Origin of the sequence: Pseudomonas sp. DCA-1 (assembly GCF_046523955.1) — a bacterium.
In the GTDB taxonomy this organism is placed as follows: Bacteria; Pseudomonadota; Gammaproteobacteria; order Pseudomonadales; family Pseudomonadaceae; genus Aquipseudomonas; species Aquipseudomonas putida_Y.
Genome location: NZ_CP169881.1, coordinates 5,510,329 through 5,522,939, shown reverse-complemented (window position 1 = coordinate 5,522,939; position 12,611 = coordinate 5,510,329). Strand labels below are relative to the sequence as shown.

The following is a 12,611-nucleotide window of genomic DNA, read 5'->3' as shown; positions in this document are numbered from 1 at the left end:
TTCTGATCAAAAGTTGGTCAAATCCTGAGCAATTTCCGATATAATTCGCGCCCCTCATTTTCGGCAGGCCCTGCGCGCGCTGTTAACCAATGAAACTTATCGTCAAAGTCTTCCCAGAAATCACCATCAAAAGCCGGCCGGTGCGCAAGCGCTTCATCCGCCAGCTTGGCAAGAACATCCGCAACGTGCTCAAGGATCTCGACCCTGAGCTCGCGGTAGATGGTGTCTGGGACAATCTCGAAGTGGTTACCCGCGTCGAAGACGAAAAAGTCCAGCGCGAGATGATCGAGCGCCTCACCTGCACGCCGGGTATCACTCACTTCCTGCAGGTTGAGGAATACCCGCTGGGTGACTTCGACGACATCGTCGCCAAGTGCAAGCACCACTTCGGCCACCTGCTGGCCGGCAAGCACTTCGCCGTGCGCTGCAAGCGCGGTGGCCACCATGACTTCACCTCGATGGATGTCGACCGTTACGTCGGCAGCCAGCTGCGCCAGCAGTGTGGCGCCGCCGGGATCGAGCTGAAAAACCCTGAAGTGCTGGTGCGCATCGAAATCCGCGACCAGCGCCTGTACGTGATCCACAACCAGCACAACGGCATCGGCGGTTATCCGCTGGGCGCCTTGGAGCAGACCCTGGTGCTGATGTCCGGTGGTTTCGACTCCACCGTTGCGGCCTACCAGATGATGCGCCGCGGCCTGATGACCCACTTCTGCTTCTTCAACCTCGGCGGCCGTGCCCACGAGCTGGGCGTGATGGAAGTGGCCCACTACCTGTGGAAGAAGTACGGCAGCAGCCAGCGTGTACTGTTCATCAGCGTGCCGTTCGAAGAAGTGGTTGGCGAAATCCTCAACAAGGTCGACAACAGCTACATGGGCGTGACACTCAAGCGCATGATGCTGCGAGGCGCCGCCCATATGGCCGACCGCCTGCAGATCGACGCGCTGGTGACAGGCGAAGCGATTTCCCAGGTGTCCAGCCAGACCTTGCCGAACCTGTCGATCATCGACTCGGCCACCGACAAGCTGGTGCTGCGCCCGCTGCTGGCCAGCCACAAGCAGGACATCATCGACCAGGCCACCGAAATCGGTACCGCGGACTTTGCCAAGCACATGCCGGAATACTGCGGCGTGATCTCGGTAAACCCGACCACCCATGCCAAGCGTCACCGCATGGAGCACGAAGAAAAACAGTTCGACATGGCCGTACTGGAGCGCGCTCTGGAGCGCGCCAAGTTCATTTCCATCGATCATGTGATCGATGAGCTGGGCAAGGACATTGAAATCGAGGAAGTGGCCGAGGCGCTGCCTGGCCAGATCGTCATCGACATTCGCCACCCCGATGCCCAGGAAGACGAACCTCTGGTGCTGGAAGGTATCGAGGTCCAGGCCATGCCGTTCTACGCCATCAACAGCAAGTTCAAGCATCTGGACCCTACGCGCCAGTACTTGCTGTATTGCGACAAGGGTGTGATGAGCCGTTTGCACGCACACCACCTGCTCAGTGAGGGACATGCCAATGTGCGTGTTTATCGTCCGACATAAGATGCCGGGGCTGTATGGCGGCAGTATTCGCCATCGCCCTCCCGACCGCCGGGCCCGCTGAGCCTTAAACAGTACATATTGGCCGCCTACACTGGGCGGCAACCGAATCCTCTGATCGAGATACACTTGTGATCGAAAATCTGCGTAACATCGCCATCATCGCCCACGTTGACCATGGTAAAACCACTCTGGTCGACAAACTCCTGCGTCAGTCCGGCACTCTGGAGCGTAACGAGCTCAACGACGAGCGCGTCATGGACTCCAACGACCAGGAAAAAGAGCGCGGTATTACCATTCTGGCGAAAAACACCGCCATCAACTGGAACGGCTACCACATCAACATCGTCGACACCCCCGGCCACGCCGACTTCGGTGGCGAGGTTGAGCGTGTAATGTCGATGGTCGACTCCGTGCTGCTGCTGGTCGACGCCCAGGACGGCCCGATGCCGCAAACCCGCTTCGTGACCAAGAAGGCCTTCGAAGCCGGCCTGAAGCCAATCGTCGTGATCAACAAGGTTGACCGCCCAGGCGCGCGTCCTGACTGGGTTCTGGACCAGATCTTCGATCTGTTCGACAACCTCGGTGCCACCGACGAACAGCTGGACTTCAAAGTGGTCTACGCCTCGGCCCTGAACGGCATTGCCGGCCTGGACCACACCGCCATGGGCGAAGACATGACCGCGCTGTACCAGTCGATCATCGACAATGTACCAGCACCGTCTGTTGACCGCGAAGGCCCGTTCCAGATGCAGATCTCCGCACTGGACTACAACAGCTTCCTCGGCGTTATCGGTGTTGGCCGCATCGCCCGTGGTCGCGTTAAGCCGAACACCCCGGTTGTCGCCATCGACACCAACGGCAAGAAGCGTAACGGCCGTATCCTGAAGCTGATGGGTCACCACGGTCTGCACCGCGTTGACGTCGAAGAAGCCCAGGCTGGCGATATCGTCTGCATCAGCGGTTTCGATGAGCTGTTCATCTCCGACACCCTGTGCGCCCCGGATGCGGTAGAAGCGATGAAGCCGCTGACTGTTGACGAGCCGACTGTTTCGATGACCTTCCAGGTCAACGACTCGCCGTTCTGCGGTAAAGAAGGCAAGTTCGTCACCAGCCGTAACATCAAGGACCGTCTGGACAAGGAGCTGCTGTACAACGTTGCCCTGCGCGTTCAGGAAACCGATTCCCCTGACAAGTTCAAGGTTTCGGGCCGTGGTGAGCTGCACCTGTCGGTGCTGATCGAAACCATGCGTCGTGAAGGCTTCGAAATGGCCGTGGGCCGTCCTGAAGTGATCATCCGCGAAGTCGACGGCGTGAAGCAGGAGCCGTTCGAGAACGTCACCATCGACATCCCTGAAGAATCCCAGGGCAAGGTCATGGAAGAGATGGGTCTGCGTAAAGGCGACCTGACCAACATGGTTCCGGATGGCAAGGGCCGCGTTCGTCTGGAGTACAACATTCCAGCCCGTGGTCTGATCGGTTTCCGTAACCAGTTCCTGACCCTGACCAACGGTGCAGGCATCCTGACCTCGATCTTCGATCGCTACGACACCATGAAGTCGGGCCAGATGTCCGGCCGCCTCAACGGCGTACTGGTTTCGGTCGAGACCGGCAAGGCACTGACCTACTCGCTGGAAACCCTGCAGGCTCGCGGCAAGCTGTTCGTTGAACACGGCCAGGAGATCTACAACGGTCAGATCATCGGCCTGAACAGCCGTGACAACGACCTGGGCGTGAACCCGACCAAAGGCAAGAAGCTCGACAACATGCGTGCTTCGGGCAAAGACGAAGTCATCGCCCTGGTACCGCCAGTTCGCCACACCCTCGAGCAGGCCCTGGAATTCATCCAGGACGACGAGCTGTGCGAAGTGACGCCTAAGTCGATCCGTCTGCGCAAGAAGATCCTGGACGAAGGCGAGCGTACCCGCGCAGCCAAGAAAGCCAAGAACTGAGTTAGCTCAGGCTGAATAAAAACGCCCCCGGTCGAAAGGCCGGGGGCGTTTTTTTGTCTGCAGGATTTGTGTTGGTCCTTTCGCGGGCAAGCCCGCGAAGAGGCCAGAACCGGCTGACGGTCAGCGCCCAACCACCTTGGGCTTGTAGGCGCAATACCCCGGCCGCGGCCCGACCTTGGGATGGTTGCGGCAGGTATCCGGACGCTTGTCATAAATGGTGCACAGGCGGCTTTTACGATCCAGGTACATGCAGTCGTCGTTGCTCATCCGGGTCAGGGTGAAGATCCCCGACTTCTGGTTGAAGCGCTCGATGATGCCTTCTTTTTGCAGGCGTTTGGCCACGTTCTTGGGTGGTTCGTCTTTTTCGAACTCGTCGACCACGCCGATACGGATCAGATCCTTGATCTTCACCTCTACCGGCAGGGTGCAGCAGGTCGAATGGCAGCCGTGGCACATGTGGCTGGCGTAGCGCTGCCAAGTCTCCAGGCGGTCGACTTCGGCGGCGGCGATCAGGGTCGTTTTCATCTTATAGGGTGGATCACGGTCTTGGGGCGCGCGATGATACCGGAATTGTTCAATTTATGAACAACCTTTTGCCGGAATCGCAGAGTGGGCATGAAAACTGCGAACCGTAACTGTCGCTCCCTGTCGAAGGGTCTAGTCTCATCACTCTCCCTCCGCTTTCGTCAACTTGCCCGAGGATGCCGCATGTCCCAGGAACCCAAAGCACGTGACGCCGAAGTCGCGGATTTTCGTGCCGCTGTACTGAACAAGCTGACCTACGCGGTCGGCAAGGACCCCGAGCATGCCTTCGACCATGACTGGTTCGAAGCGATTGCCCTGGCTGCACGCGATCACATGGTCGATCACTGGATGGATCACACCCGGCAGGCTTATCGACGCAGCCAGAAGCGGGTCTACTACCTTTCCCTGGAGTTTCTCATCGGCCGCTTGCTGTACGACAGCCTGAGCAACCTGGGCCTGCTGGACATCGCGCGCGATGCTCTGGAGGGGCTGGATGTGGACCTTGAGCGCATTCGCCTGCTCGAACCGGACGCCGCGCTGGGCAATGGCGGCCTTGGCCGTCTGGCAGCGTGCTTCATGGAGAGCATGTCTACCCTGGGTATCGCTGCCCATGGTTACGGCATCCGCTATGAGCACGGGCTGTTCCGTCAGGCCGTGGTCGATGGCTGGCAGCAGGAACAGACCGAAAACTGGCTGGATTTCGGCAACCCCTGGGAATTCGAGCGCGCCGAGGTGATCTACCCGATCAGCTTTGGCGGCAGCGTCGAAACGGTCCACGATGCAAGCGGTGCCCAGCGCCAGGTATGGTGGCCTGGCGAGACGGTGCGGGCGGTGGCCTACGACACGCCGGTAGTCGGCTGGCGCGGATCCAGCGTCAACACCCTGCGTCTGTGGCGTGCGCGTGCGCTGGAAGAGTTGCACCTGGAGCGCTTCAACGCCGGTGACCACTTGGGGGCGGTGGCTGAAGTGGCGCGTGCCGAGAGCATTTCGCGTGTGCTTTACCCAGCCGACAGTACCGAGGCCGGTCAGGAACTGCGCCTTCGCCAGGAGTACTTTTTCGTCTCGGCTTCGCTGCAGGACTTGCTGCGGCGTCACCTGAACATGCACAAGGACCTGCTCAACCTGCCTGATGCAGCGGCCATCCAGCTAAACGACACCCACCCTTCGATTGCGGTGGCGGAGCTGATGCGGTTGCTGGTGGACCAGCACGAAGTGCCTTGGGAAAAGGCCTGGGAGCTGACCGTCGGTACGCTCGCCTACACCAACCACACCCTGTTGCCAGAAGCCCTGGAAACCTGGCCGGTAGCGCTGATGGAGCGCATGTTGCCGCGGCACATGCAGATCATCTACCTGATCAACGCCTACCACATTGACAGCCTGCGCGCCAAAGGCCTGCACGACTTCGACGTGCTGCGCGCGGTTTCGCTGATCGAGGAAGACAACGGCCGACGGGTGCGCATGGGCAACCTGGCGTTTCTTGGCTCGCACAGCGTCAACGGCGTGTCGGCGCTGCACAGCAAATTGATGAAGAGCACGGTATTCTCCGAGCTGCACAAGCTCTACCCGCAACGCATCAACAACAAGACCAATGGCATTACCTTCCGCCGCTGGTTATACCAGTCCAACCCGCAGCTGACCGAGATGCTGGTCGAGGCGCTTGGGCCGGAACTCAAGGACGACCCGCAGGCGCGGCTGGCGGGCCTGGTGCCGTTCGCCGACAAAGCCGGTTTTCGCAAGCAGTTCGCTGCCCAGCGGCTGCACAGCAAGCGTGCCCTGGCCAGCATCATTCAGGATCGTATCGGCGTCACGGTCAACCCCGAGGCGCTATTCGACGTTCAGGTCAAACGCATTCACGAATACAAGCGCCAGTTGCTCAACCTGCTGCACACCGTTGCACTGTACCAGGCCATACGCAATGACCCTGGCACCAACTGGGTGCCACGGGTGAAGATCTTCGCTGGCAAGGCTGCGGCCAGTTACCACCAGGCCAAACTGATCATCAAGCTGGCCAACGACATCGCCCGGGTGGTGAACAACGACCCGACGGTGCGCGGCCTGCTGAAGGTGGTGTTCCTGCCCAACTACAACGTCAGCCTGGCCGAGAGCATCATCCCGGCGGCGGACCTTTCCGAGCAGATATCCACCGCGGGTTACGAAGCGTCCGGTACCAGCAACATGAAGTTCGGCCTCAATGGTGCGCTGACCATTGGCACCCTGGATGGCGCCAATGTGGAGATGTGCGAACAGGTGGGGGCCGACAACATGTTCATCTTTGGCCTGACCGCGCAGCAGGTTGAAACGCGCAAGCGTGCCGGTGACTTTGGTGCCAGCGCTGCCATAGCCGCTTCCAACCGCTTGAGCGATGTGTTGCAGGCTATTCGCAGTGGTGTGTTCTCGCCAGATGACCCCTCTCGTTACACCGGGTTGATCGACGGCCTGATCGCCTACGACCGCTTCCTGGTGTGCGCCGATTTCGATGCCTACTGGGATGCCCAGCGGCAGGTCGAGGAACTGTGGCATACGCCGCAGGAGTGGTGGCGCAAGGCGGTGCTCAATACTGCGCGGATGGGCTGGTTCTCGTCGGATCGGACTATCCGTGAGTATGCGACCGAGATCTGGAAGGCGCTGGATTGATGCAGCGCCCATGCTGGCTTGTTCGCGGGTAAACCCGCTCCTGCAGGGGCCTCATCAACCTGTGGGGGTGGGCGCGCCCGCGAATGGCCCCACAACCAGACCACCGGCCTGGCGCGCGCTGAACTACCGACCTATTGTGCCGTCTGAGAGCCGTGGCGAGTCTCATCACTCGCTAGCCCGCCACTCTCCCTGTAAACTGCGGGGGTTTTCATCCCCCAATCCGTTCGGAGCCATACATGTCCCGCGTTACCCTGAGTCGCTATCTGATTGAGCAGACCCGCAGCAACAATACCCCTGCCGATCTGCGCTTCCTGATCGAAGTGGTAGCGCGTGCGTGCAAGGAAATCAGCCATCACGTATCCAAAGGCGCCCTCGGTGGTGTGCTGGGCAGCATGGGCACTGAAAACGTGCAGGGCGAGGTCCAGAAGAAACTTGACGTGATTTCCAACGATATCCTGCTGGAAGCCAACGAGTGGGGCGGTCACCTGGCTGGCATGGCTTCCGAAGAAATGGACAACGCATACCAGATCCCGGGCAAGTACCCGAAAGGCGCCTACCTGCTGGTCTTCGACCCGCTGGACGGTTCGTCGAATATCGACGTCAACGTCTCGGTCGGTACCATCTTCTCGGTTCTGCGTTGCCCTAACCAGTACCTGAGCCAGAACGAAAGCCTCAACGAAGAAGCGTTCCTGCAGCCAGGTACCGAGCAGGTTGCTGCCGGCTATGCCATCTACGGCCCACAGACCATGCTGATCCTGACCTTGGGCAACGGCGTCAAGGGCTTCACTCTGGACCGTGAACTGGGCAGCTTCGTGCTGACTCACGAAAACATCCGCGTACCGGAAACTACCGCCGAGTTCGCCATCAACATGTCCAACCAGCGCCACTGGGAAGCACCGGTACAGCGGTACGTGGGCGAACTGCTGGCAGGTGAGACCGGCCCGCTGAAGAAGAACTACAACATGCGCTGGATCGCCTCGATGGTGGCCGACGTGCACCGCATCCTGACCCGTGGCGGCCTGTTCATGTACCCACGTGACGCCCGCGAACCAAGCAAGCCGGGCAAGCTGCGCCTGATGTACGAAGCCAACCCGATGTCGTTCATCATCGAACAGGCCGGCGGCGCTTCCACCAACGGTTACGATCGCATCCTCGACATCAAGCCAGAAAGCCTGCACCAGCGCGTGTCGGTGATCCTCGGCTCGAAGGAAGAGGTCGAGCGCGTCACCGCCTACCACAAGGAGTAAGTCATGCTCGCACCTTGGCAGCCGTTGCTGGAGTGGTGGTTCGGTTGGGGCACCAGTGCCCAGGCCGTGGCTGACGAGAAGAGCACGCTGTGGTTCGGCAAGCATTACGATGCCGACGCCCATGCGCTGTTTGGCGACCTGGTCGAGCACGCCCTGGCGGGTGGGCTCGACGAGTGGCAGCAAAGCCCGCAGGGCTGGCTGGGTCTGCTGATTTTGCTCGACCAGCTGCCACGCATGATCTACCGCGACACGCCGCGCGCCTTCGAGGGCGATCGGCGTGCCCAGGTAGTGGCCATGCAGGGCCTGCAGAAGGGCTGGGACTACCAGCTGCTGCCGATCCAGCGGGTGTTTGTGCTGCTGGTGCTGGAGCATGCCGAGGTGCTGGACTGGCAGAACCTGTGCGTGGAACGCTATCAAATGCTGCTGGATGAACAGCCCGAGGCCAACCGCCGGCTGTTCGAAGGCTTCCTCGACTATGCCGAGCAGCACCAGCGGGTAATCGCCCGGTTCGGGCGTTTCCCGCACCGCAACCTGGTGCTGGAGCGGCCGAGCACCAGCGAAGAGATGGACTTTTTGCTGGAGCCTGGGTCTCGCTTCTGACGCCCAAGGGGCCTGCTGTGCAGGCCATCGCGACGCAAGGCCGCTCCAACAGGGGCGGCCTTTTTTATTGTGCGCATGACTAATGCTTTGTGATTAATCGCACAGTAGTGGCCATCCGACCAATGGTGTAGGGGCAAAGGGGGTGGGGCAGGGAACCTGGGAGGGATTTTCACGTCGAAGGTCACTGCAGGCCACTCGCCTGTATCATCTTTCAGGAGTGTCCCTTCATGTCGTTGCGTTCCCTCGCCCTGTTGTCGCTGTGCGTCGTGCTGACCGCCTGCAGCAAGATCAACCAGGAAAACTATTCCAAGATCAAGGCTGGTATGAGCAAGGCCGAGGTCGAGCAGTTGCTCGGGACGCCGACCGAGTGTTCTGGCGCGTTGGGCATGAGCAGCTGCACCTGGGGGGACGAGAAGAGCTTCATCAGCGTGCAGTACGCAGCTGACAAGGTGCTGATGTATTCCGGGCAGGGTCTCAAATGAGGCGTGCGTACCTGCTGATGGGGGTATGCCTGGCGTTGCTGCTGGGCGGTTGTGCAGGTTCCTCGCACGACCCGCTGGCACCGAAAACCGCCGGCCATGTCGACCTCAAGCGCTACCAGGGCAAATGGTACGAGCTGGCGCGCCTGCCCATGCGCTATCAGGAAGGCTGCGAGCAGTCCGAGGCCCACTACAACCTCAAGCCTGATGGCAGTTATGGCGTGCTCAACCGCTGCCGCACCATGGGTGATGAATGGCTACGCGCCGAAGGGCATGCGAATATCCAGGAGCCAGGGCACACCGACAAGCTGTGGATCGAGTTCGATAACTGGTTCACCAAGCTGGTGCCAGGCGTGGCGCGGGGTGAGTACTGGATTCTTTATGTGGACGAGCACTACCGTACGGCCATCGTCGGCAGCCCGGACCGCAAATACCTGTGGATATTGTCGCGTACGCCGACGCTGCCTGCCTGGGAGCGCGAGAACCTGCTGTCCAGGGCGCGGCAGCAGGGGTATGACACCAGCCGCTTGATCTGGCGGGCGTCCGATCAGCAAATAGTAAAAATGCACTGAGTTTTTCGGGGTTGCGTTGCAACCCTTCGCGGGCAAGCCCGCTCTCACAGGTTCTGCGCTGAGCCCTGGACTGCCCACAAGACGTTTTTTGGGGGGGCAGTCCAACCTGTGGGAGCGGGCTTGCCCGCGAAGGGCTGCAACGCAGCCCCGGTACACTCAGCCCAAAAGCTCGCGCAACACTTCGGTAAACGCCCGCCCGCTTTCTTCTTCTTGCGCATGCCGCCCCTGGCGTACCACCCACTGCCCATTCACCATCACATCGCGCACCTGGCGATCGCCACCGGCAAACAGCCAGCGGTTGAGAATGGCGTCACCCTCCGCCATGGCGATGTACGGGTCCTGTCCATCGAGCACCAGCCAGTCCGCGCGCTTGCCCACCGCCAGCTCACCGACCGCCTGCCCCAGCGCCTGCGCACCACCGCCCAGCGCCGCGTCATACAGCGTGCGCCCGACCATCGGCTGGTCGCCGCGATACAGGCGGTTGCGCCGTTGATCCCGCAGGCGCTGACCATATTCCAGCCAACGCAGTTCCTCCACCACGCTTAACGACACATGGCTGTCCGAGCCAATACCCATGCGCCCGCCCTGTGCCAGGAAATCCACTGCCGGGAAAATCCCGTCGCCCAGGTTGGCTTCGGTGGTCAGGCACAACCCGGCCACCGCGCCGCTGCGGGCCATGGCAGTTACTTCGTCCGGTTCGGCATGGGTAGCGTGTACCAGGCACCAGCGGCGGTCCACGTCCACGTGCTTGTACAGCCACTGCAGCGGGCGCAGGCCGCTCCAGGCCAGGCAGTCGTCAACTTCCTTCTGTTGTTCGGCGATGTGGATATGCACCGGGCACTGCCTGTCGCTGGCCGCCAGCACTTCGGCGATCTGCCCAGGTGTTACCGCCCTTAGCGAGTGGAAGCACAGGCCCAGGTGCTGCGCGGGTTGCGCGGCCAGCAGCGGGGCGAGTTGCGCTTGCAACTGCAGGTACTGTTCAGTGGAGTTTATGAAGCGCCGCTGCCCGTCGTTCGGCGCCTGGCCGCCAAAGCCTGCATGGCTGTACAGCACCGGCAGCAAGGTCAGGCCAATGCCGCTATCGGCCGCAGCCGCGCTGATGCGGAGCGACAGTTCGACCGGGTCGGCGTAGGGCTTGCCGGCCTGGTCGTGGTGTACGTAATGGAATTCGGCCACAGAGGTGTAGCCGGCCTTGAGCATCTCGATGTACAACTGGCGAGCGATGACCTGAAGCTGCTGGGGGCTGATCTGCCCGACCAGGCGATACATCAGCTCGCGCCAGGTCCAGAAACTGTCGTTGGGGTTGCCGGCAACTTCCGCCAGGCCTGCCATGGCGCGCTGGAAGGCATGTGAGTGCAGGTTGGGCATGCCGGGCAGCACAGGGCCGGCAAGGCGCTCGGCGCCTTCGGCCGAAGCGCCTGGCTCGATGCTGGCCACATGGCCATCGCTGGCGACCTCGATACGCACATGGCTGGCCCAGCCCGTAGGTAGCAGGGCGCGTTCGGCGAAGTAGGCAGACATCGGTGGAATCCTGTTATTGTTAACTTGTATATACATATACAGGCGTTTGCCTGCCGGGTAAACTGCGGCAAGCTACCGCTCATTTCATTTGCACAAGGATCCATCGCCGTGCCGACACCTCCTGTCTCCGCGCTGGTTGCCCAGATGGGCGAGGGCCCGGCGCCGCTCTACGCCCGGGTCAAACAGATGATCATCCAGCAGATCGACAACGGCAGCTGGCCGCCGCATCATCGGGTACCCTCCGAGAGCGAGCTGGTCAACGAGTTGGGCTTCAGCCGCATGACCATCAACCGCGCCCTGCGTGAACTCACCGCCGAAGGCCTGCTGGTGCGCATGCAGGGGGTCGGCACCTTCGTGGCCGAGCCCAAGGGCCGTTCGGCGCTGTTCGAGGTCAACAACATCGCTGACGAAATTGCCGCCCGTGGCCACCAGCACAGCTGCCAGGTGATCACACTTGCCGAGGAAGCGGCTGGCTCCGAACGGGCGTTGGCCCTGGACATGCGCGAAGGCCAGCGGGTGTTCCACTCGCTGATCGTGCATTTCGAGAACGGCGTACCGGTGCAGATCGAGGACCGCTACGTTAACGCGGCCATCGCCCCCGACTACCTCAAGCAGGATTTCACCCGGCAGACGCCTTACGCCTACCTGTCCCAGGTGGCGCCGTTGACCGAAGGCGAGCACGTGGTCGAGGCGATCCTGGCCGAGCCGGAAGAATGCCGCCTGTTGCAGATCGAGCCGGGCGAGCCTTGCCTGCTGATTCGTCGTCGCACCTGGTCCGGTCGCCAGCCGGTGACCGCTGCACGGCTGATCCACCCCGGTTCCCGTCATCGCCTGGAAGGACGTTTCAGTAAATGAGTCAGCTGCTGTTGATGCGTGCGCACGATTACCCGCGCATGCCGTGGAAGAACGGTGGCGGTTTCACCGAAGAGATCACCCGTGACAGCGGCGAGGGCCTGGACGGTTTTGGCTGGCGTCTGTCGATTGCCGATATCGAGGAGTCGGGCGGCTTTTCAACCTTCGTCGGTTACCAACGGATCATCACCGTGCTGCAGGGCGACGGCATGCGGCTGCTGGTCGACGGCCAGGCCAGCCGGCCATTGTTGGCGTTCGATGCGTTTGCCTTCAGCGGCGAGAACCAGGTCAGCTGCAAGTTGCTGGGCGGGCCGATCCGCGATTTCAACCTGATCTATTCGCCGCAGCGATATCGGGCGCGGTTGCAGTGGCTGGATGGCACCAGCCGGGTGTACAGCTCGGCGTCGACGGTGTTGTTGTTTGCTGCCAGCAGCCTGGTCGAAGTAACTATCGTCGGACACGAGACACAGCGGTTGGGGTTGTATGACTGCTTGCGGCTGGAAGGCAATGACCAGTTGCTGGGGCTGGATGTTCAAGGGCGGTTCTGCCTGATTGAGCTGGTGGGGCGCTGAGGGGTTCGCCTGTAGGTTTTTGTCGCCTGTGAGATCGAGCGCCGCCCGCGCGGCGCATCGCGAGCTGCGCTCGCTCCTACGTTTGTTTCTGGCCAGTAACGCCTGTGCCAACGCGC

At 61.3% G+C, this 12,611-nt stretch carries 11 protein-coding genes; 9 read left to right on the top strand and 2 right to left on the bottom strand.

Annotated elements, in window-relative coordinates; all coding sequences use genetic code 11:
• Window positions 1–89 precede the first annotated feature (89 nt).
• Complete coding sequence (gene thiI, locus ACE4QZ_RS25930; RefSeq protein WP_021783716.1) at window positions 90–1,544, top strand: tRNA uracil 4-sulfurtransferase ThiI; 1,455 nt, start codon at window positions 90–92, stop codon at window positions 1,542–1,544.
• A gap of 128 nt (window positions 1,545–1,672) precedes the next feature.
• Window positions 1,673–3,493, top strand: a complete 1,821-nt coding sequence (gene typA / locus ACE4QZ_RS25925) for a translational GTPase TypA (protein ID WP_021783717.1) — start codon at window positions 1,673–1,675, stop codon at window positions 3,491–3,493.
• A gap of 120 nt (window positions 3,494–3,613) precedes the next feature.
• Here typA and ACE4QZ_RS25920 read toward each other — a convergent pair whose 3' ends face one another.
• Window positions 3,614–4,018, bottom strand: coding sequence for a YkgJ family cysteine cluster protein (locus ACE4QZ_RS25920; protein WP_049870388.1), 405 nt, complete (start codon window positions 4,016–4,018; stop codon window positions 3,614–3,616).
• A gap of 183 nt (window positions 4,019–4,201) precedes the next feature.
• On the opposite strand from ACE4QZ_RS25920, the gene ACE4QZ_RS25915 reads away from it, so the two are divergent.
• From ACE4QZ_RS25915 to ACE4QZ_RS25895, 5 genes are all read left to right on the top strand, one after another.
• Complete coding sequence (locus ACE4QZ_RS25915) at window positions 4,202–6,652, top strand: glycogen/starch/alpha-glucan phosphorylase (RefSeq protein WP_021783719.1); 2,451 nt, start codon at window positions 4,202–4,204, stop codon at window positions 6,650–6,652.
• A gap of 236 nt (window positions 6,653–6,888) precedes the next feature.
• Complete coding sequence (locus ACE4QZ_RS25910) at window positions 6,889–7,899, top strand: class 1 fructose-bisphosphatase (protein ID WP_003249230.1); 1,011 nt, start codon at window positions 6,889–6,891, stop codon at window positions 7,897–7,899.
• Between the two features lie 3 nt (window positions 7,900–7,902).
• Window positions 7,903–8,499: a DUF924 family protein gene (locus ACE4QZ_RS25905; RefSeq protein WP_021783720.1), complete on the top strand. Its 597-nt coding sequence runs from the start codon at window positions 7,903–7,905 to the stop codon at window positions 8,497–8,499.
• 227 nt (window positions 8,500–8,726) lie between these two features.
• Entirely contained in the window at window positions 8,727–8,981 is a 255-nt protein-coding gene (gene bamE, locus ACE4QZ_RS25900; RefSeq protein WP_009681214.1) for an outer membrane protein assembly factor BamE, read from the top strand.
• Window positions 8,978–9,550: a lipocalin family protein gene (locus ACE4QZ_RS25895; protein WP_021783721.1), complete on the top strand. Its 573-nt coding sequence runs from the start codon at window positions 8,978–8,980 to the stop codon at window positions 9,548–9,550. The genes bamE and ACE4QZ_RS25895 overlap by 4 nt, the downstream gene beginning before the upstream one ends.
• Window positions 9,551–9,706: 156 nt before the next feature.
• On the opposite strand, the gene ACE4QZ_RS25890 is transcribed toward ACE4QZ_RS25895, so the two are convergent.
• Window positions 9,707–11,071: a formimidoylglutamate deiminase gene (locus ACE4QZ_RS25890; protein WP_021783722.1), complete on the bottom strand. Its 1,365-nt coding sequence runs from the start codon at window positions 11,069–11,071 to the stop codon at window positions 9,707–9,709.
• A 144-nt stretch (window positions 11,072–11,215) separates the two neighbouring features.
• On the opposite strand from ACE4QZ_RS25890, the gene hutC reads away from it, so the two are divergent.
• Complete coding sequence (gene hutC, locus ACE4QZ_RS25885; protein WP_172402783.1) at window positions 11,216–11,926, top strand: histidine utilization repressor; 711 nt, start codon at window positions 11,216–11,218, stop codon at window positions 11,924–11,926.
• The gene (locus ACE4QZ_RS25880; protein ID WP_021783724.1) at window positions 11,923–12,495 is read left to right on the top strand and encodes a HutD family protein; all 573 of its coding nucleotides are present in this window, start codon (window positions 11,923–11,925) and stop codon (window positions 12,493–12,495) included. Before hutC ends, ACE4QZ_RS25880 begins: the two co-directional genes overlap by 4 nt.
• Window positions 12,496–12,611 lie beyond the last annotated feature (116 nt).